Annotated in this window: 18 protein-coding genes; 11 read left to right on the top strand and 7 right to left on the bottom strand. The window is 71.6% G+C overall.

Annotation, left to right across the window (positions count from 1 at the left end; translation table 11 throughout):
* The first annotated feature begins 1 nt into the window (after position 1).
* The 6 genes from KV205_RS36375 (at position 2) to KV205_RS02070 (ending at position 4,855) form a co-directional block, all read left to right on the top strand.
* Positions 2-472, top strand: coding sequence for a TraR/DksA C4-type zinc finger protein (locus KV205_RS36375; RefSeq protein WP_308404046.1), 471 nt, complete (start codon positions 2-4; stop codon positions 470-472).
* A gap of 62 nt (positions 473-534) precedes the next feature.
* Positions 535-1,125, top strand: a complete 591-nt coding sequence (gene lspA / locus KV205_RS02090; RefSeq protein ID WP_265861634.1) for a signal peptidase II — start codon at positions 535-537, stop codon at positions 1,123-1,125.
* 17 nt (positions 1,126-1,142) lie between these two features.
* Positions 1,143-2,084, top strand: coding sequence for an RluA family pseudouridine synthase (locus tag KV205_RS02085; RefSeq protein WP_265861632.1), 942 nt, complete (start codon positions 1,143-1,145; stop codon positions 2,082-2,084).
* Positions 2,081-2,560: a GNAT family N-acetyltransferase gene (locus KV205_RS02080; protein ID WP_265861631.1), complete on the top strand. Its 480-nt coding sequence runs from the start codon at positions 2,081-2,083 to the stop codon at positions 2,558-2,560. Before KV205_RS02085 ends, KV205_RS02080 begins: the two co-directional genes overlap by 4 nt.
* Positions 2,561-2,633: 73 nt before the next feature.
* Entirely contained in the window at positions 2,634-4,220 is a 1,587-nt protein-coding gene (locus KV205_RS02075; RefSeq protein ID WP_265861630.1) for a Na+/H+ antiporter, read from the top strand.
* A gap of 65 nt (positions 4,221-4,285) precedes the next feature.
* The gene (locus KV205_RS02070) at positions 4,286-4,855 is read left to right on the top strand and encodes a dienelactone hydrolase family protein (RefSeq protein WP_265861629.1); all 570 of its coding nucleotides are present in this window, start codon (positions 4,286-4,288) and stop codon (positions 4,853-4,855) included.
* A gap of 76 nt (positions 4,856-4,931) precedes the next feature.
* Here KV205_RS02070 and KV205_RS02065 read toward each other — a convergent pair whose 3' ends face one another.
* From KV205_RS02065 to KV205_RS02045, 5 genes are all read right to left on the bottom strand, one after another.
* Positions 4,932-5,900, bottom strand: coding sequence for a zinc metalloprotease (locus KV205_RS02065; RefSeq protein WP_265861627.1), 969 nt, complete (start codon positions 5,898-5,900; stop codon positions 4,932-4,934).
* 315 nt (positions 5,901-6,215) lie between these two features.
* Positions 6,216-7,865 carry an alkaline phosphatase gene (locus KV205_RS02060; RefSeq protein WP_265861625.1) on the bottom strand — a complete coding sequence of 550 codons (1,650 nt, stop codon included), beginning with the start codon at positions 7,863-7,865 and terminating at the stop codon, positions 6,216-6,218.
* A 117-nt stretch (positions 7,866-7,982) separates the two neighbouring features.
* Entirely contained in the window at positions 7,983-8,798 is an 816-nt protein-coding gene (locus KV205_RS02055) for a thioredoxin domain-containing protein (RefSeq protein WP_265861624.1), read from the bottom strand.
* Positions 8,799-8,849: 51 nt separating this feature from the next.
* Entirely contained in the window at positions 8,850-9,536 is a 687-nt protein-coding gene (locus KV205_RS02050) for a hypothetical protein (RefSeq protein ID WP_265861623.1), read from the bottom strand.
* Between the two features lie 63 nt (positions 9,537-9,599).
* Complete coding sequence (locus tag KV205_RS02045) at positions 9,600-10,925, bottom strand: DUF2252 domain-containing protein (protein ID WP_265861621.1); 1,326 nt, start codon at positions 10,923-10,925, stop codon at positions 9,600-9,602.
* Positions 10,926-11,119: 194 nt separating this feature from the next.
* Here KV205_RS02045 and dnaE point away from each other — a divergent pair, with 194 nt between their 5' ends.
* Positions 11,120-14,659 (top strand): DNA polymerase III subunit alpha, encoded by a 3,540-nt coding sequence (gene dnaE, locus KV205_RS02040; protein WP_265861620.1) that lies wholly within the window; start codon positions 11,120-11,122, stop codon positions 14,657-14,659.
* 103 nt (positions 14,660-14,762) lie between these two features.
* On the opposite strand, the gene KV205_RS02035 is transcribed toward dnaE, so the two are convergent.
* The gene (locus tag KV205_RS02035) at positions 14,763-14,939 is read right to left on the bottom strand and encodes a hypothetical protein (protein ID WP_265861619.1); all 177 of its coding nucleotides are present in this window, start codon (positions 14,937-14,939) and stop codon (positions 14,763-14,765) included.
* A gap of 239 nt (positions 14,940-15,178) precedes the next feature.
* Between KV205_RS02035 and KV205_RS02030 the strand changes: the two genes are divergently transcribed.
* The 4 genes from KV205_RS02030 (at position 15,179) to KV205_RS02015 (ending at position 19,223) form a co-directional block, all read left to right on the top strand.
* Entirely contained in the window at positions 15,179-16,471 is a 1,293-nt protein-coding gene (locus KV205_RS02030; RefSeq protein WP_265861617.1) for an NYN domain-containing protein, read from the top strand.
* A gap of 20 nt (positions 16,472-16,491) precedes the next feature.
* Positions 16,492-17,463 (top strand): ABC transporter ATP-binding protein, encoded by a 972-nt coding sequence (locus tag KV205_RS02025; protein ID WP_265861904.1) that lies wholly within the window; start codon positions 16,492-16,494, stop codon positions 17,461-17,463.
* A 112-nt stretch (positions 17,464-17,575) separates the two neighbouring features.
* Positions 17,576-18,409 carry an ABC transporter permease gene (locus KV205_RS02020; RefSeq protein WP_374214597.1) on the top strand — a complete coding sequence of 278 codons (834 nt, stop codon included), beginning with the start codon at positions 17,576-17,578 and terminating at the stop codon, positions 18,407-18,409.
* A gap of 178 nt (positions 18,410-18,587) precedes the next feature.
* A complete protein-coding gene (locus KV205_RS02015; RefSeq protein ID WP_265861615.1) occupies positions 18,588-19,223 on the top strand; it encodes a DUF2567 domain-containing protein in 636 nt (211 codons plus the stop codon).
* A 69-nt stretch (positions 19,224-19,292) separates the two neighbouring features.
* On the opposite strand, the gene ybaK is transcribed toward KV205_RS02015, so the two are convergent.
* On the bottom strand, positions 19,293-19,790 hold the full coding sequence (ybaK, locus tag KV205_RS02010) for a Cys-tRNA(Pro) deacylase (RefSeq protein WP_265861614.1): 498 nt from the start codon (positions 19,788-19,790) through the stop codon (positions 19,293-19,295).
* Between the last annotated feature and the right edge of the window lie 8 nt (positions 19,791-19,798).

Below are 19,798 nucleotides of genomic sequence, written 5' to 3'. Positions count from 1 at the left end.
GGTGGCAGCGAAGAAGACCGCGGGCGGCGTCACGACGGCCGGCGCGGCCGGGGCCGCGGTGCCCCAGGCCCGGGCCGGCGAGCTCGCCGTACGCCCGGGTGAGGAGCCGTGGACGCCAGAGGAGGTCGCCGAGGCCCGCAGCGAGCTGCAGGCCGAGGTGCTGCGGCTGCGCAGCGAGCTGGTCCACTCCGAGGAGGAGCTGACCGGTCTGATGCGCGACTCCGGCGACGGCGCGGGCGACGACCAGGCCGACACCGGCACCAAGAACATCACGCGGGAGCACGAGCTCGCCCTGGCGGCGAACGCCCGCGAGATGCTGGAGCAGTCCGAGCACGCCCTGGAGCGGCTCGACGCGGGCACCTACGGCCTCTGTGAGGTCTGCGGCAAGCCCATCGGCAAGGCCAGGATGCAGGCCTTCCCGCGCGCCACCCTCTGTGTGGAGGACAAGCAGAAGCAGGAGCGGCGGGGCTGACGGCGCCGGAGGTGCGTGCCGTACTCTCGGTGCACATCAGGCACCTAGGTTGAGGGACTCACGTGGCAGAGGCGGAGAGCGTCATCGGTACGCCGGATTCACCGGATTCACCGGATGCAGCAGGGGCCGACGAGACGGCCGCTCCGGAGGAGCGGCCGCAGCCGGCGGGGAGGCGCAGGATCGTCGCGCTGTTCGTGGTGGCCGTGCTCGCCTACCTCCTCGACCTCGGCAGCAAGATGCTCGTGGTGGCGAAGCTCGAGGGGCACGAGCCGATCGAGGTGATCGGCGACCTGCTGCGCTTCGAGGCCATCCGCAACCCCGGTGCCGCCTTCGGCATGGGCGAGGCCTTCACGATCATCTTCACCGTGATCGCGGCCGTGGTCATCGCGGTGATCATCCGGCTCGCGCGCAAGCTCTACAGCCTGCCCTGGGCGATCGCGCTCGGCCTGCTGCTCGGCGGCGCGCTCGGCAATCTGACCGACCGGATCTTCCGCTCGCCGGGCGTCTTCGAGGGCGCGGTCGTCGACTTCATCGCCCCCAAGGGCTTCGCCGTCTTCAACCTCGCCGACTCGGCGATCGTGTGCGGCGGCATCCTGATCGTGCTGCTCTCGTTCCGGGGCCTGGACCCCGACGGCACCGTCCACAAGGACTGACAAGGCATACTCGACGGGTGAGCACGAGTCCCGAGATCCGCACGCTGCCCGTTCCCGACGGCCTGGAGGGCGAGCGCGTCGACGCCGCCATCGCCCGTATGTTCGGGTTCTCCCGTACGAAGGCGGCCGAGCTGGCCGCCGCAGGCAAGGTCCAGGTCGACGGCTCCGTCGTCGGCAAGTCCGAGCGGGTCAGCGGTGGCGCGTGGCTCGAGGTCGAGATGCCCGGCGCGCCCGCGCCGGTGCGGATCGTCGCCGAGCCCGTCGAGGGCATGGAGATCGTCCATGACGACGACGACATCGTCGTGATCATGAAGCCGATCGGCGTCGCCGCGCACCCCAGCCCCGGCTGGACCGGCACCACCGTGATCGGCGGCCTGGCCGCCGCCGGCTACCGGATCTCCACCTCAGGCGCCGCCGAGCGCCAGGGCATCGTGCACCGGCTCGACGTCGGCACCTCCGGCCTGATGGTCGTGGCGAAGTCGGAGTACGCGTACACCTCGCTGAAGCGCCAGTTCAAGGAGCGCGTGGTCGACAAGCGCTACCACGCCCTGGTGCAGGGCCACCCGGACCCGCTGAGCGGCACCATCGACGCGCCGATCGGCCGGCACCCGAACCACGACTACAAGTGGGCCGTGACCGCCGAGGGCAAGCCCTCCGTGACCCACTACGACCTCATCGAGGCGTACCGGGCGGCCTCGCTGCTCGACATCAAGCTGGAGACCGGCCGCACCCACCAGATCCGGGTGCACATGTCGGCCCACCGCCACCCCTGCGTCGGCGACCTCACCTACGGCGCCGACCCGACCATGGCCAAGCGCCTGGGCCTGACCCGGCAGTGGCTGCACGCCGTCCGGCTCGGCTTCGAGCACCCCGGCGACGGCAAGTGGGTCGAGTTCGCCAGCGACTACCCGGCCGACCTGCAGACCGCCCTCGACCGCATCGAGGCGGAGAGCCGGTGAGCGCCGGCGGAAGGTCCGCCTACACGGTCCGGGAGGCCGTGGCCGAAGGCGACCGGGAGGCGTGCTTCGCGGTGCGCCGCGAGGTCTTCGTCGTGGAGCAGGGCGTTCCGCAGGAGATCGAGTACGACACGTACGACGAGACCGCCGTGCACGTCCTCGCGGTCCGCGCGGACGGCGTGCCGCTGGGCACCGGGCGGCTGCTCTTCGGGGCCGACGCGACCGGCAAGACCGGCGCCGACGCCACCGTGGGCTCGCTCGGGCGGCTCGCGGTGAACAAGGCGGCGCGCGGCCTCGGGGTCGGCGCGGCGCTGGTGCGGGCCATCGAGGACGCGGCCCGCGAGCGCGGACTCGCCGCCGTCGACCTGCACGCCCAGACCCACGCCCTCGGCTTCTACGAGCGGCTCGGCTACGAGGCGTACGGCCCCGAGTTCCCGGACGCGGACATGCCGCACCGGGCCATGCGGCGCGCGCTGTAGGGCCGGAGGGGCAATCCCGGGTCTTCGGGCGGGCAATCCCGGGCGAAACGGGCGTACGTGACAGGGTAGGTCCGTGGATCAACTGGCCCTGCTCTTCCTGCTGCTCCTCGGCGCCGTCCTGACCGTGCCCCTGGGGGACCGGCTCGGGCTGCCGGCGCCGGTCCTGATGACCCTCGTCGGGATCGTGCTCGCGTTCCTGCCCTTCGTGCCGAACGTCGACGTCCCGCCCGAGTTCATCCTGCCGCTGGTGCTGCCGCCGCTGCTCTACGCCTCGGCGCAGCGCACCTCCTGGCGCCAGTTCGCGGCCAACCGGCGGCCGATCTTCCTGCTCGCGGTGGCGCTGGTCTTCGTCACCACGGCCGCCGTCGGCGCCGTGGCGGACGCCCTGGTGCCGGGCATCCCGCTGGCCGCGGCGCTTGCCCTCGGCGCGCTGGTGGCGCCGCCCGACCCGGTCGCGGCGACCGCCGTGGCGGGCTCCCTCGGGCTGCCGCGCCGGCTGGTGTCGATCCTGGAGGGCGAGGGGCTTTTCAACGACGTCACCGCGATCGTGCTCTACCACGTGGCGATCACGGCGGTGGTCACCGGCCACTTCTCCTGGCCCGAGGCGCTGGGCGAGCTGTTCCTGTCCGCGGTCGTCGCCGTCGTGATCGGCCTCGCCCTCGGCTGGGCCGCCAACAAGCTGATGGGCTTCCTCGCCGACGCCACCCTGCAGACCGGCCTCACCCTGCTCGTCCCCTTCGTCGCGTACGTGATCGCCGAGGAGCTGCACGGCTCCGGCGTGCTCGCGGTCCTGGTCACCGCGCTCTATCTGGCCGAGTACGCGCTCGACGCCGACGACGTGATGGGGCGGCTCGCCGGGCAGACCTTCTGGGAGATCGTCGAGACCCTGGTCACCGGCATCGCCTTCGGTCTGATCGGCCTGGAACTGGTCCATGTCTTCGGGGTCGCCGAGGGACGCGGCGGCCAGATGCTCGGCTGGGGGCTCGCGGTGGTCGGCGTGGTGGTCGTGGTGCGGCTGCTCTGGCTGCTGCCCGCCGCCTGGGTGGCGAAGAAGCTGCACGACCGGCGGGAGTACGCCGAGGAGATCCCGATGAACTGGCGCGAGTCCGTCATCATGTGGTGGGCCGGGATGCGCGGGGTGGCCTCGGTGGCGCTCGCGCTCGCCATCCCGCTCCGTACGAACGCCGGCGCGCCCTTCCCCGGCCGCGACGAGCTGGTCTTCATCGCCTTCTGCGTGATCCTGGCCACCCTGGTGGTGCAGGGCCTCACCCTGCCGTGGCTGGTGAAGCGGCTCGGTGTGAAGGCCGACACGGACGCCGAGCGGGCCTTCGAGCGGGATCTGGCGATCCGGGCGGCGAAGGCCGCCAAGCAGCGCCTGAAGGAGATCACGGAGCTGGAGGAGCTGCCGGAGGAGGTGGCGGAGCGGCTGCAGCGCGGCGCCTTCGACATCGGGGCCCGGATCAGCCCGGACATGGTGGACGAGGAGCGGCGGGCCGCGTTCACCCAGCGCGTGGAGCGGCTGAAGTCGGTGCACCGGATCCAGAAGGAGCTGATGTCGGCGGCCCGGCACGCGGTGCTCTCGGCGCGCAGCGAGCCCGGGGCGGATCCGGAGGTGGTGGACCGGGTGCTGCGCGACCTCGACGTGCGCAGCCTGCGCTGAGCCGCGGGGCGGCGGGCATGGGCGGGTGCCCCGGGCCCCGGCCGCCGGATGGGAGGATGGAGCCCATGGACATCATGCTCTTCCACTCGGTCCACGGGCTCACCCCGTCCGTGACGGCCGCGGCCGAGCGGCTGCGGGCCGCCGGCCATCAGGTCTGGACGCCCGACCTCTTCGACGGACGGACCGTGGAGACCACCGAGGAGGGCGTGGCGCTGCGGGACGAGATCGGCAAGGACGAGCTCCTGAAGCGGGCCGTGCTCGCCGCCGCCCCGTACTCGGAGCGCGGCCTGGTCTACATGGGCCTGGACTTCGGCGCCTCGGTGGCGCAGACCCTGGCGCTCGGCGACGAGAAGGCGCGCGGGCTGCTGCTCCTGCACGGCACCTCGGACATCGCCGAGTCGGCCGCGGTGGACGAGCTGCCGGTGCAGCTGCACGTGGCCGAGCCCGACCCGTACGAGACGGACGACTGGCTGTCGGCCTGGTACCTGCGGATGCAGCGGGCGGGCGCGGACGTGGAGGTCTACCGCTACCGGGGCGCCGGGCACCTGTACACCGACCCGGAGCTGCCGGACCACGACGCGGAGGCGGCGGAGCGGACCTGGGCCGTGGCGCTGGACTTCCTCGACAGTCTTTAGAGGCCTTGCGGGCGCGTACGGGTGTGGCCCCGGGAACTCGGTTCCCGGGGCCACACCCGTATGTTCGGACGGTCCGTCAGGCGCGGTACGCGGTCCAGGCGTCGTTCATCCGGGTCACCTGGCCCGAGGTGAACTGGTACATGCAGGAGTCGTACGTGTAGTCCATGAAGTTGTGGATCGGGTCCACACCCGTCTTGGAGGCGCAGGAGTCGCGGCCGGTCGGGCACTCGTAAGCCGGGCTCTTCTCGGCCGGGGTGTCGGAGACGTAGTCGCCGTTGCCGTTACAGCCGCCCTGGAAGGTGTGGTACAGGCCCATCCAGTGGCCGACCTCGTGGGTCGCGGTGTCGCCCTCGTCGTAGTTGGTCGCCGAGCCGCCCGGCAGGGAGGCGTCGAGGATGACGACACCGTCCATGGAGGGGCTGGAGTTGTACGAGGACGGGAAGGTCGCCCAGCCGAGCAGGCCGCCGCCGAGGTTGGCGGTGTAGATGTTCAGCGCGCCCGCGCCGCCCTTGCGGAGGGTCTGCTTCATCTGCTTCTCGGCGGTGGAGCCGGAGGTCAGGTTGTACCAGGTGGCGTTGTCCGTGTAGTCGGTGCCGGCCAGGGTGAACTGGAAGCCCGTGTTCACGTTGCCGGTGCCCTGGCCCGCGTAGGCGGCGTTGAGGACGGCCAGCTGGTTGTTGACGTCCGTGGCGCTGAGCTTGCCCGTCGTGCCGCTGTGGATCACGTGGAAGTAGACCGGGATCGAGACCGCGGTGGCGCCGAGGGTCGCGGAGGGGCTGAGACGGCTGTCGGTCCAGCCGGCGGCGACCTTCTTCTTCAGGTCCGCGTCCATGGCCTTGGCCTGTTCGGCGGTGACCTCGTTGGGCTCGGCCTTGGTGGCGCCGCCCTTCACCTTGCGGGCGGCGGAGACGCCGGCGTCGTCGGCGCACTTCTCGGCCGAGGCCAGGGTGGCGCCGGAGGCGGACGGAAGGGCCGCGGTGGCGGACAGGGGGGCCAGGGCCAGGGTTCCGGCCATCACGGCCGTGCCGAGAATGCGACGGGACATACGCGGCGATATACGAGCAAGAGCGCGCACGGGGGACTCCTCGTGGGGGTCGTGGAGAGGCACTTCCTCGCCACGCCGGGGAGATTACGCGTCCATGTCAGACGTCGTTGAGGAGTGATCAAGCCCAATCATTCGAGGGGCAAATCGGGTCAACAAGAAGAAAAACTTGCGCCGATTCCAGGGTTTGAGACGTCGACGTAACAGAAGAAACGACGAAGGCGGGCAGTGTGTCCGGATTCGAAGCCCCGAACTCACCACCCGCCGTAGCCGTGTGATCTCCCGTTAACAAACGGGATCATGGCTGAAAATCGTCGGTCAGAGCACCGGCTGGTACACCCGCTCGACACGCTGCGTTCCGTTCAGCGTGCGATACGAACGCGCCCAGGACGCCGTCGCGTTCCGGTCCGCCCGGTTCGACACCGTGTAGTAGTCCATCTGCGAGCGCGCGGCGGTCACGTCGAGGACGCCATACCCGTGGTGGTCCATGTCCACCCACTTCACGTGGCGGTTGGCCGCCTTCACCGCCGTCTGGGCCACCAGCGAGAGGGTGCCCGGCGCCACGTGCAGCAGGTCGTCCAGGTTGTCCGAGGTCACCGAGGTCACCACGAACTCGGTCGCCGCCGAGGCCGACAGCGGATACGTCGCCGCCTTCACCGGCACGTCGTTCGCCCAGGCCATGTGGATGTCGCCGGTCAGGAAGACCGTGTTCCGGATGCCCTGGTCCGTCAGGTGCTTCAGCAGCTCCTTGCGGTCGTCCGTGTAGCCGTCCCACTGGTCGACGTTGACCGCGAGGCCCTCCTGGGGCAGCCCGAGCAGCTCCGCCAGCGGGGCGAGCAGCTCGGCCGGCAGCGCGCCGAAGGCCACCGGCGAGATCATCACCGAGGTGCCCACCAGCTGCCAGGCCGCGTCCGAGGCCGAGAGCCCCGACTTCAGCCAGTCCAGCTGCGCCCGCCCGGTGATCGAACGCTCCGGGTCGTCCACCGCGCCGCTGCCCACGCCCGCCTGCTGCGAGCGGAACGAGCGCAGGTCGAGCAGATGCAGATCGGCCAGCCGGCCGAAGCGCAGCCGTCGGTAGACCGTGCCCTCCGTGGAGGCGCGCACCGGCATCCACTCGAAGTAGGCCCGCTTGGCCGCCGCGACCCGGTCCGCCCAGACGCCCTCGGTGCCCGGCGTGTGGTTCTCGGCCCCGCCCGACCAGGCGTCGTTGGCGAACTCGTGGTCGTCCCAGATCGCCACGACCGGATGCGCCGCGTGCAGCGCCTGCAGGTCGGAGTCCGTCTTGTAGGTGGCGTGCCGCAGCCGGTAGTCGGCGAGCGTCGTGATCTCGTGCGCCGGCTGGTGCTGCCGGACCCCGTACTTCGCCTCCGGGTAGGCGCCGGTGGCGTACTCGTAGATGTAGTCGCCAAGATGGAGGATCGCGTCCAGGTCGGTACGGGCGGCCAGGTGCCGGTACGCCGAGAACCAGCCCGCCTCCCAGTTGGCGCAGGAGACCACGCCGAAGCGCACCCCGGGGCCGCTCGCGTCGGCGGCGGGCGCGGTGCGGGTGCGGCCGGCGGGGGAGACGGCGCCGTCCGCGGTGAAGCGGTACCAGTACGGGGTGGCCGGCCGCAGCCCCCGTACGTCCACCTTCACCGTGTGGTCGGCGCCCGCGGAGGCGACGGTGCTGCCGCTCGCGACCGTACGGGCGAAGCCGCGGTCCTCGGCCAGCTCCCAGCCGACCGTCACATCGGGGCCCTGGCCGGAACCGGGCAGGGCGTCGGGGGTGGGGGTGACGCGCGTCCAGAGCAGGACGCCGTCGGGCAGCGGGTCGCCGGAGGCGACACCGTGCAGGAAGACGGGTGCCCCGGCGGCCGCGAGCGCGGGAGAGGCGGCGGCCGCCAGCGCCGGCGCGGCGACGGCGGTCACGGCGGCGGCCTTCACCACGGAACGGCGGGTGGGGGCGGATATGTGGTTACGACTGGTCACGGCCCGTCAGATTACCGACTGGTAGGGCGAACGGGCAGACCTCTGCACAATGTTCGCCGGCTCTTCTCCCGCCGTTCCGCCGGGCCCGCGCCCCGCCCCCGCCGCCCCCCGCGGAGGTCAGCCCTTCAGGACCTTGCTCAGGGCCGCGTTGAACTGCTCCACTGTCAGCGGCGGGTTCTCGCTGCCCTCGGCGGTCAGCGTCTTGCCGTCCATCTTCAGGGTCGGGGTGCCGCGCACCCCGCTGTCGTCGAAGGTCTTCGACATCTTCATCGCCCAGGCGTCGAAGGTGCCGCCCTCGACGTTCTTCTTGAACTCGGCGTTGCCCTTCAGGGCCGGGACCGAGTCCGCCACCTTCAGCAGGTAGGAGTCCTTGGCGAACTTGTCGTCGCGCTCCTCCGGGTGGAACTCGGTGGAGTACAGCGCCGCCTTGTACTTCAGGAAGGCCTCCGGGCTCACGTCCAGGGCCGCGCCGAGCGCCGAGAGGGCGTTCTTGGAGCCCTCGCCCTGGTCGGAGTTGTCGATGAAGGTCGCGCCCACGTACTTCAGCTTGTACTTGCCGTCGGCGACGTCCTTCTCGACCGTGGAGCCGACCCCCTGCTCGAAGGTCGCGCACACCGGGCAGCGCGAGTCCTCGTAGATCTCCAGGGTCTGCTTGGCCTCGGGCTTGCCGACGATCACCGTGGTGCCGTCCGTGCCCTCGGTGTTCTTCGGCGCCGAGACGCTCTTGGCGTCCGCCGCGGCCTCCCAGGCGGACGGCTTGCCGGCCTGGACGACGGCGAAGCCGATGCCGCCGGCGACGGCGAGGATGCCGAGCGCCGAGGCGGCCACGATCACCTGGCGGCGGGCCTTCTCCTTCTTGGCCTGCTTCTCGCGCTCGATCCGCAGCCGCTCGCGGGCCGCTGCCTTGCTGGACTGGCTGTTGCGCTTGCTCATGCTGAGGTACTCCGTGACTGGGGGAGGAAAAAGGGGGGATGCGCGTGCTGCTCAGACGAGCGCGAGCACGGGCGGTCCCCGCCGTCCCACGGAGTGCGCGAACAGCCGGGTGCGGGACCGGCGCGGCCGGTCCTCGGGGTGCCCGGCGCGCCGCGGCGGAACCACGGCGGCGCGGAAGAACGCGGCCGCCACGAGCAGCGGCCGGAAGGCGAGGGCCACGGCCGCCCGCAGCAGCCGGGCGAGCGCCCGCTCGCCGCCGCGCAGCCAGCAGGCCGCGGCGAGCCCGACCACTACGTGGGCGGCGAGCAGCAGCCAGGGCACGGCCGGGTCGGGGGAGTTCAGGAGGGCCGCGGCGGTGCCGCTGCCGGGGGCGGCCACACCGGGCAGCGGGGTGCCCACGGCGCCGCCGCACAGCGCGTCCACGTCGAAGCCGATGGCCCGCAGCGACCCGGCGACCGGGCCGCCGGCGGGGCCGTAACAGGCGACCTGGCCGCTGGTGAAGAGGGTGTCGGCGGCCAGCTCCAGCGGGACCAGGAGCGCCGCGATGGGGCCGAAGCCGCGCTCGCGGCCGGCCAGTGCGAAGGCCACGCCGAACACGGCGACGGCGACCGGGGCGACCGTGCCGAGCGGCAGCGGCACCCCGGACAGCAGGACGTGCGAGGCCACGGACAGCGCCACGACCAGAGTCGTGAAGAACGCCGCCCTCAGGGCCCGCAACTGGATTCCTGCCATGTTCATCGCCATCGAAGTGTGCCATGGAGGGACATAAGGCGTCCCTAAGCACAGGCTGTGAGGCGCCCGCTACAGACCGGGGATCCGGCCGTTGCGGAACAGGTCCACGAAGATCTGGTGGTCGGCACGCGCGCGTGCGCCGTACGCGTGCGCGAAGTCGACCAGGAGCTCCGCGAAGCCCTCCTCGTCGCCGGCGATGGCCGCGTCGATGGCCCGCTCGGTGGAGAACGGCACCAGGGAGTGCCCGCTGGAGTCGTCCGCCGCCGCGTGCATGGTCGCGGTCGCCCGGCCCAGGTCGGCGACGGTCGCCGCGATGTCCTGCGGGTCGTCGATGTCCGACCAGTCCAGGTCCACCGCGTACGGCGAGACCTCGGCGACCAGCTGGCCCGTGCCGTCCAGCTCGGTCCAGCCCAGCCACGGGTCGGCGTGCGCCTGCAGCGCCCGCTGCGAGATCACGGTGCGGTGGCCCTCGTGGTGGAAGTAGCCCCGTACCGCCGCGTCCGTCACGTGCCGGGAGACCGCCGGGGTCTGCGCCTGCTTCATGTAGATCACGACATCGTTCTCCAGGGCGTCGCTGTTGCCCTCCAGGAGGATGTTGTACGAGGGCAGGCCGGCCGAGCCGATGCCGATCCCGCGGCGGCCGACGACGTCCTTCACGCGGTACGAGTCGGGGCGGGCCAGGCTCGACTCCGGCAGCGTCTCCAGATAGCCGTCGAAGGCGGCGAGCACCTTGTAGCGGGTGGCCGCGTCCAGCTCGATCGCACCGCCGCCGGCCGCGAAGCGGCGCTCGTACTCGCGGATCTCGGTCATCGAGTCGAGCAGCCCGAAACGGGTCAGCGAGCGGGCTTCGCGCAGCGCGCCGAGCAGGGCCCCGTCGGCGGTCTCCAGGGTGAAGCCGGGCACCTCGTCGCCCTTGGCGCCGGTCGCCAGGTCGTGGATCCGCTCCCGGTAGCCCGCCGCGAAGACCCGCACCAGGTGGGTGATCTGGTCGTCGGACAGCGCCTTCGCGTAGCCGATCAGGGCCAGGGAGGCGGCGAGCCGCTTGAGGTCCCAGGTGAACGGGCCGACATAGGCCTCGTCGAAGTCGTTGACGTTGAAGATCAGCCGCCCGTTGGCGTCCATGTAGGTGCCGAAGTTCTCCGCGTGCAGATCGCCGTGGATCCACACCCGGCCGGTGCGCTCGTCCAGGTACGGCCCGCCGTGCGCCTCCCGCTCCAGGTCCTTGTAGAACAGGCAGGCGGTGCCCCGGTAGAAGGCGAAGGCGGAGCCGGCCATCTTCCGGAACTTGACCTTGAAGGCGGCGGGGTCGGCGGCGAGGAGCTCGCCGAAGGCGGTGTCGAAGACGGCGAGGATCTGCTCACCGCGCTCGGCGGCGGTGGGCTGGGGGACCGACATCGAAGGTGCCTCCTGGCTGAAAACTGTGCATGACAAATGGGACGGGTGTTCCCTGTCTCCCAACGCGCGACCGTACCCCCGAGTGCCCGGCCGCTGTCAGTCGGGCGACGTAGACTTCGTCGCTGACCCCCGGATGTTCATCGGGGGGTCTGGGGGTCGCTCCCCAGAAGATCGCAGCACAGGAGGCATCCCCCGTGACCAAGCCGCCCTTCACGCACCTCCACGTCCACACCCAGTACTCCCTGCTGGACGGTGCCGCGCGGCTGAAGGACATGTTCAACGCGTGCAACGAGATGGGCATGACCCATATCGCCATGTCCGACCACGGAAACCTCCATGGCGCGTACGACTTCTTCCACAGCGCCAAGAAGGCGGGCGTGACGCCGATCATCGGCATCGAGGCGTACGTGGCGCCCGAGTCCCGCCGCAACAAGCGGAAGATCCAGTGGGGCCAGCCGCACCAGAAGCGGGACGACGTCTCCGGTTCCGGCGGTTACACCCACAAGACCATCTGGGCGGCCAACGCGACGGGCCTGCACAACCTCTTCAAGCTGTCCTCCGACGCGTACGCCGAGGGCTGGCTCCAGAAGTGGCCCCGGATGGACAAGGAGACCATCTCCCAGTGGTCGGAGGGCCTGATCGCCTCCACCGGCTGCCCCTCCGGCGAGCTGCAGACCCGGCTGCGGCTCGGCCAGTTCGACGAGGCCCTGAAGTCCGCCTCCGAGTACCAGGACATCTTCGGCAAGGACCGCTACTTCCTGGAGCTGATGGACCACGGCATCGAGATCGAGCGCCGGGTCCGCGACGGACTCCTGGAGATCGGCAAGAAGCTCGGCATCCCGCCGCTGGTCACCAACGACTCGCACTACACCTACGCGCACGAGGCCACCGCCCACGACGCCCTGCTGTGCATCCAGACCGGCAAGAACCTCTCGGACCCGGACCGCTTCAAGTTCGACGGCACCGGCTACTACCTGAAGTCCACGGACGAGATGTACGCCGTCGACTCCTCCGACGCCTGGCAGGAGGGCTGCCGCAACACCCTCCTCGTCGCGGAGCAGGTCAACACGGACGGCATGTTCGAGGCCAAGAACCTCATGCCGAAGTTCGACATCCCCGAGGGCTACACCGAGGTCACCTGGTTCCGCGCGGAGACCATGCGGGGCATGGAGCGGCGCTTCCCCGGCGGCATCCCCGAGGACCGCATGAAGCAGGTCGAGTACGAGATGGACACCATCATCTCGATGGGCTTCCCGGGCTACTTCCTCGTCGTCGCCGACTTCATCATGTGGGCCAAGAGCCAGGGCATCGCCGTGGGCCCGGGCCGAGGCTCCGCGGCCGGCTCGATCGTCGCGTACGCCATGGGCATCACCGACCTCGACCCGATCCCGCACGGTCTGATCTTCGAGCGCTTCCTCAACCCCGAGCGCATCTCGATGCCCGATGTCGACATCGACTTCGACGAGCGCCGGCGCGTCGAGGTGATCCGGTACGTGACCGAGAAGTACGGCGCCGACAAGGTCGCCATGATCGGCACCTACGGCAAGATCAAGGCCAAGAACGCGATCAAGGACTCCGCCCGCGTCCTCGGCTACCCCTACGCGATGGGCGACCGGCTCACCAAGGCCATGCCCGCCGACGTCCTCGGCAAGGGCATCGACCTCGACGGCATCACCAACCCCAGCCACCCGCGCTACAGCGAGGCCGGCGAGATCCGGGGGATGTACGAGAACGAGCCGGACGTCAAGAAGGTCATCGACACCGCCAAGGGCGTCGAGGGCCTGGTCCGGCAGATGGGCGTGCACGCCGCCGGCGTCATCATGTCCAGCGAGCCGATCGTCGACCACGCCCCGATCTGGGTGCGGCACACCGACGGCGTCACCATCACGCAGTGGGACTACCCGCAGTGCGAGTCGCTCGGCCTGCTGAAGATGGACTTCCTCGGCCTGCGCAACCTGACCATCATGGACGACGCCGTCAAGATGGTGAAGGCCAACAAGGGCATCGACCTCGACCTCCTCGCCCTGCCGCTGGACGACCCGAAGACCTTCGAACTGCTCCAGCGCGGCGACACCCTCGGCGTCTTCCAGTTCGACGGCGGCCCCATGCGCTCCCTGCTGCGCCTGATGAAGCCCGACAACTTCGAAGACATCTCCGCCGTGTCCGCGCTCTACCGCCCGGGCCCGATGGGCATGAACTCGCACACGAACTACGCGCTGCGCAAGAACGGGCAGCAGGAGATCACCCCGATCCACAAGGAGCTGGAGGAGCCCCTCCAGGAGGTCCTGGCGGTCACCTACGGTCTGATCGTCTACCAGGAGCAGGTGCAGAAGGCCGCCCAGATCATCGCCGGCTACTCGCTCGGCGAGGCCGACATCCTCCGGCGCGTCATGGGCAAGAAGAAGCCCGACGAGCTGGCGAAGAACTTCACCATCTTCCAGGCCGGCGCCCAGAAGAACGGCTACAGCGACGAGGCCATCCAGGCCCTGTGGGACGTCCTGGTCCCCTTCGCCGGCTACGCCTTCAACAAGGCGCACTCCGCCGCGTACGGCCTGGTCTCCTACTGGACCGCCTACCTCAAGGCGAACTACCCCGCCGAGTACATGGCGGGACTGCTCACCTCGGTCAAGGACGACAAGGACAAGTCCGCCGTCTATCTGAACGAGTGCCGTCGCATGGGCATCAAGGTGCTCCCGCCGAACGTCAACGAGTCCGAGGCGAACTTCGCCGCCCAGGGCGACGACGTGATCCTCTTCGGCCTCACCGCCGTCCGCAACGTCGGCGCCAACGTCGTCGAGTCGATCATCAAGACCCGCAAGAGCAAGGGGAAGTACAGCTCCTTCCCCGACTTCCTCGACAAGGTCGAGGCCGTGGTCTGCAACAAGCGCACCATCGAGTCGCTGATCAAGGCCGGCGCCTTCGACACCATGGGCCACACCCGCAAGGGACTGGTCGCCCAGCACGAACCCATGATCGACACCGTGGTGGCGGTCAAGCGCAAGGAGGCCGAGGGCCAGTTCGACCTCTTCGGCGGCATGGGCGAGGAGGACAGCAGCGAGCCCGGCTTCGGCCTGGACGTCGAGTTCTCCGACGTCGAGTGGGAGAAGGCCTATCTGCTCGCGCAAGAGCGCGAGATGCTCGGCCTCTACGTCTCCGACCACCCGCTCTTCGGTCTGGAGCACGTGCTGTCCGACAAGACCGACGCGGGCATCTCGCAGCTCACCGGCGGCGAGCACGCGGACGGCGCGGTCGTCACCATCGGCGGCATCATCTCCGGCCTCCAGCGGAAGATGACCAAGCAGGGCAACGCCTGGGCCATCGCCACCGTCGAGGACCTGGCCGGCTCCATCGAGTGCATGTTCTTCCCGGCCACCTACCAGCTGGTCTCCACCCAGCTCGTCGAGGACGCGGTCGTCTTCGTCAAGGGCCGGCTCGACAAGCGCGAGGACGTGCCGCGTCTGGTCGCCATGGAGCTGATGGTCCCCGACCTGTCGAACGCGGGCAGCAACGCCCCGGTGATCCTCACCATCCCGACGGTCAAGGTGACCCCGCCGATGATCAGCCGGCTCGGCGAGATCCTCGGGCACCACAAGGGCAACACCGAGGTCCGGATCAAGCTCCAGGGCCCCCGCTCGACCACGGTGCTCCGGCTCGACCGGCACCGGGTCCAGCCCGACCCGGCGCTCTTCGGCGACCTGAAGGTGCTGCTCGGCCCGTCCTGCCTGGCCGGCTGACCTTCCTCGTACGCCACTCGTACGCCGCCCGCACACGCCAAGGGGCGCGCCCGTCGTCACGGGCGCGCCCCTTCGCCGTACTGCCTACGGCTCGTCAGTGGCCTCAGTTGTGGCCGAAACGCTTCTGCCGGCCCTTGCGGGCCATGTCACCCGGGGTGACCTGGCTCATCCGCTGCTCCGTCTGCGCCTCCATCGACGAGCGCTCGGCCTGCTGCTGGCCGCGCTCTGCCTGGGAGCCGCGCTGCTGCTGACTGCGATCCTGCTTGCGATTCTTGGCCATGGTGATGATGCCTCCTCAAGGGGGTCTGGGGGCCAGGGCCGCTGTCAGCCTCACACGGGGGAGGAAAGCCCGCATTTTGGATCATTACCGACAGTGAGTGACGGTCGGGAGCGGTCGGGAGTGATATCCGCCACGCCGATGATCCAGTTCCGGACGTCAAGTCCACCCTGGTCGGGCAGACTCGAAGAAACCCGGAGCGCTTCCGATCCCGAGGTTTCCGGCAGGTTCGGCGAAAGAGGGTGGAACACGTGGACCGATGCGTCGTCCTGGTCGACGCCGGCTATCTGCTGGGCGCCGCCGCCAGCCTCCTCGCCGGTGAACCGGCCCGCTCCCGGATCACCGTCGACCACGCCGCGCTCATCCAGCAGCTGCGCGACCGCGCCGAGGCCGAGACCCAGCTGCCGCTGCTGCGGATCTACTGGTTCGACGGCGCGCCCGACCGGGTGCCCCAGCCCGAGCACCGCCGACTGCGCGTGATGCCCCGGGTCACCGTCCGGCTCGGCGCCCTGACCCGCAGCGACGGCCGCTGGGCCCAGAAGGGCGTCGACGCGGCCATGCACACCGAGCTCACCGAGCTCTCCCGCAACCGCGCCTGCTCCGACATCGTGCTCGTCACCGGCGACGGCGACCTGCTGCCCGGCCTCATGTCCGCCAAGGAACACGGCGTCGCCGTCCACCTCTGGGCCGTCCAGGCCGCCGATGGCGACTACAACCAGTCCGAGGACCTGGTCGCCGAGGCCGACGAACGGCGCGTCCTCGACCGCGCCTGGATCACCCGCGCTGTCCGCGCCAAGGACCTCAGCGGACTCTGCGCCCCGCCGCCCGCGCCGCGCCCCGAGATCGCCGCGATCCTCGCCGCGCCGCTGCCCGAGTCCGGGCTCGCCGCCTCCGCCGAACGGGCCGCCGCGGCCGCGCACCACGCCGCCGCCGCACCCGTCGCCCCCGCCGACGCCCCGGACCGCGGGCCGGCGCCCGGCGAAGGCGAACCCGTCAACGGCGGCGTCCCGCAGCCCGCCGCCCGCGCCGTCCCCACCCCCAAGGACCTCGCCGCGCTCCGCGGCCCCAGCCTGCCGCCCCCGCCGCCGGCCTCCGCCACCCTGCGCTGGTCCTCCGACCGCGGCTGGATCGACCGCCCGGCCGCCCCCCTCGGCGAGCCCGCCGAGACCGCCTCCCTGCCCACCCTCGCCCAGCTCACCAGCGCCGAGCAGCGCTGGGCCGACCGCGAGGAGGACATCACCACCGTCGGCGGCGACCCCTACGAGGTCGGGCAGGTGTTCGCCCGCCGCTGGCTCGACCGGCTCCCCGAGTCCGGCCACGTCCCCAAGCTCGCCACGATGTACCCGCGCATCCCGCACCGCATCGACGGCGAACTCCTCCGCTATGCCGCCCGCTTCGGTCTGCTCGCCCACAAGGACGACCAGATCGACGAGCACGACCGCTATGCGATCCGGGCGGGATTCTGGCGCGAGATCGACGTCCACGCCGCCGCGCAACACGCCCCCGCGCCCGAGGAGAGCCGGGGGACCCCGTAGGCTCATCCCTCGTGAGTACGGTGTGCGTGGTGCGGGACCTGGTCAAGACGTACCCCGCCACACGCGGCAGACGCGGAGCGCCCGCGACCCCCGAGGTACGGGCCACCGACGGGATCAGCCTCGATGTGCGCGGCGGTGAGATCTTCGGTCTGCTCGGCCCCAACGGCGCCGGCAAGTCCACCCTGGTCCGGCAGCTCACCGGCCTCATGCGCCCCGACTCCGGCACCGTCCGGATGCTCGGCCACGACCTGGTGCGCCACCCCGAACGGGCCGCCCGGCTGCTCGCCTACCTCGGCCAGGAGTCCACCGCCCTCGACGAGCTGACCGTCGCCCTCGCCGCCGAGACCACCGGCCGGCTGCGCGGCCTCGGCGCCGCCGGGGCCCGCGCCGAGCGCGACGCCGTCCTCGCCGAACTCGGCCTCGACGAGATCGCAGGCCGCCCCCTGAAGAAGCTGTCCGGCGGACAGCGCCGGCTCGCCTGCGTCGCCGCCGCCCTCGTCGGCGAGCGCCCCGTGCTCGTCCTCGACGAGCCCACCACCGGTATGGACCCGGTCGCCCGCCGCGCCGTCTGGGCCGCCGTCGACCGGCGGCGCGCCGAGCGCGGCACCACCGTGCTGCTCGTCACCCACAACGTCATCGAGGCCGAGACCGTCCTCGACCGGGTCGCCGTGATCGACCGCGGCCGGGTCATCGCCTGCGACACCCCCGCCGGGCTCAAGGAACGCGTCGCCGGCGAGGTCCGGGTCGACCTGGTCTGGCGCGAGCGTGCGCCCCTCGACGTCCCCGAGGTCGCCGCCCTGCGCACCTCGGCGCAGGAGTCCGGGCGCCGCTGGGTGCTCCGGCTCGCCCCGGACGAGGCCCGCGCGGCTGTCGCCGCCGTCACCGGCGGCGCGGCCTTCGCGGCCCTGGACGACTTCACCCTGGCGACGCCGAGCCTGGAGGACGTGTACCTGGCGCTCGGCGGCGAGACGCGGGGGCTGGTGAAGGCGTGAGGTACGGAAGCGCGAGCCAGCGATGCGCGAGCCACCGAAGCGTGAGCCACCGGTACGCGAGTCGCCTGTCGAACGCCAGGAGCGGGACACGCAACGTCAGGAGCTGGACGAGTTGAGCACCCTGCCCGCCGAGGCCCTGACGGCCACGGCCCCGGCCCCGGCCGCCCCGGCGCGCGACGAGGAGCCCGCCGCGGCCCCGCTCGCGCCGCGCGCCCGGCTGCTGCCCGCGCTCGCCGCGGTCTACAAGGCGCAGCTCAGCCGGGCCCGGGTGGCCCGGATCCCGCTGCTGTTCGTGGCGACCTTCCAGTCGGTCGGGATCATGGTCCTGATGCGCGGCGTGGTGGACGGCGGCTCGGAGGCCCGGGCCGTGGTGGCCGGCTCCGCCGTGCTCGTCGTGGCCTTCGTGGCGCTCAACCTGCTCGCCCAGTACTTCGGACAGCTGCGGGCCGGCGGCGGGCTCGACCACTACGCCACGCTGCCCGTGCCGCCCGCCGCCGTCGTGCTCGGCGCGGCCGGCGCGTACGCCTCCTTCACCGTGCCCGGCACCGTGGTCACCGCGGTGACCGGCTCGGTGCTGTTCGGGCTTCCGCTCGGCCACCTCTGGATCCTGGCGGCGGTGGTGCCGCTCTCCGGGGCCGCGCTGTCCGGGCTCGGCGCCGCCCTCGGCCTGCTCGCGCCCCGCCAGGAGCTCGCCACCCTGCTCGGCCAGCTCGGCATGTCGGCCGCGCTGCTGCTCGGCGTGCTGCCCGCCGACCGGCTGCCCGGCCCGATCGGCTGGGCCCGCGACCTGCTCCCCTCCACGTACGGCGTGGAGGCCCTGGCCCGTACCTTCGACCCCCACCCGGACTGGACCGCGGTCGCCCTGGACCTCGCGGTGTGCGGCGCGGTCGGCGTCGTCTCCCTCGCGGTGGCGACCTGGGCCTACCGCAGGGCCGCCGTGCGCTGATTTTCGCGGCTCGGTTCACCTCCGGGGCGCTTGAGCCGGGCTCACAGCCCCGACCGTGCTCGCCTCCTTCGTTCCTCAGGAGACTCCGCGCGCTCGGGACTGTTCCCCCGGTGCGCCCCTTCGGCTCACTCGCCGGTCCGCTGAGGCGGCGCACAGGGACACCTGGCACGATGGCGGGGTGACCGCACCTCTGACTCCGCCGCACCAGCCGCCGCCGCACGATCACCACCGGCCCGAGCCGCTGCCGGCGCTGCCCGCGCCCGACGGCGCCCCCGGCACGGCCACCGAGTTGCGGCAGTCCGCCGTGGTGGTCGGCGTGTCCGTGGTGGCCGGAGCCGTGCTCGGGCTGCTGTGGCTGTGGCTCGCGCCCCGGATCACGCTGTTCTCCGACGGCAAGGCGGTCTTCCTCAAGGACAGCGAGGGGGAGGCGGCGATCGGCACGGACGGAACGTTTGTCCTGATCGCCCTGGGCTTCGGCGCGCTCGCCGCGCTGCTCGTCTTCCTGATCCACCGGCACGGCGGGGTCGCGCTCGTCCTCGGCCTCGCCTTCGGCGGCGTCCTCGGCTCGCTGCTCGGCTGGGGTGTCGGCGTCTGGCTCGGGCCCGAGCGCAATGTGGTCGCGCACGCCAAGGCGGTCGGCCCGGACGTCCCCTTCGACGCGCCGCTCGAACTCAACATGTGGGCCGCGGCGATGCTGGCCTGGCCGATCGCCGCGATGATCGTCCACCTCGCGCTGACCGCCCTGTTCGGCCCGCGCGACCCGGAGCCGGAGGACGGCCCGTGGCCGCCGGCCCCGAAGACCACCGCCTCGTAGGTACGCGTAGGTGTGCGAGAAGGGCCCGATCCGCGCGGATCGGGCCCTTTCGTGTTCCTGCGGTACGGCTCAGCCGCGGCCGATCGGGGCGAGCACCGCCGCGGTCAGCGCGGCCAGGTCCTGCGGGGACAGCTCGACCTCCAGGCCGCGCCGCCCGGCCGAGATGCAGATCGTCTCGTGCGCCGAGGCCGAGTCGTCCAGGACCGTGCGCAGCCGCTTGCGCTGGCCGAGCGGCGAGATGCCGCCCCGGACGTAGCCGGTGGTGCGCTCGGCCGCCGCCGGGTCCGCCATCGCCGCGCGCTTGCCGCCGACGGCCGCCGCGAGGGCCTTCAGGTCGAGCTGCCCGGCGACCGGGACCACCGCGACCGTCAGCTCCCCGTCCACGTCCGCGACCAGCGTCTTGAACACCCGGTCGGGGGAGACGCCGAGGGCCTCCGCGGCCTCGTCGCCGTAGCTGGCCGCGGCCGGGTCGTGGTCGTAGGCGTGCAGCGTGTACGCCGTGCCGGCCGCCGCGAGCGCCACCGTCGCCGGGGTCCCGCCGCTGTTCTTCTTCTGCTTCTTCGCCACGGAGGGCT

The sequence above is a fragment of the Streptomyces sp. SKN60 genome (assembly GCF_026236535.1).
Lineage (GTDB): Bacteria > Actinomycetota > Actinomycetes > Streptomycetales > Streptomycetaceae > Streptomyces.
Note: the sequence above shows the minus strand (reverse complement) of the source record. Positions and strands in the feature narration are given on the sequence as shown.

What these genes read in the sequence shown, in the direction of transcription:
- KV205_RS02070 (WP_265861629.1), top strand. Translation starts at nt 4,286, where the DNA reads ATGGACATCATGCTCTTCCACTCGGTCCACGGGCTCACCCCGTCCGTG.
- KV205_RS02065 (WP_265861627.1), bottom strand. Translation starts at nt 5,900, where the DNA reads ATGTCCCGTCGCATTCTCGGCACGGCCGTGATGGCCGGAACCCTGGCC.
- KV205_RS02055 (WP_265861624.1), bottom strand. Translation starts at nt 8,798, where the DNA reads ATGAGCAAGCGCAACAGCCAGTCCAGCAAGGCAGCGGCCCGCGAGCGG.
- KV205_RS02050 (WP_265861623.1), bottom strand. Translation starts at nt 9,536, where the DNA reads ATGAACATGGCAGGAATCCAGTTGCGGGCCCTGAGGGCGGCGTTCTTC.
- KV205_RS02045 (WP_265861621.1), bottom strand. Translation starts at nt 10,925, where the DNA reads ATGTCGGTCCCCCAGCCCACCGCCGCCGAGCGCGGTGAGCAGATCCTC.
- KV205_RS02035 (WP_265861619.1), bottom strand. Translation starts at nt 14,939, where the DNA reads ATGGCCAAGAATCGCAAGCAGGATCGCAGTCAGCAGCAGCGCGGCTCC.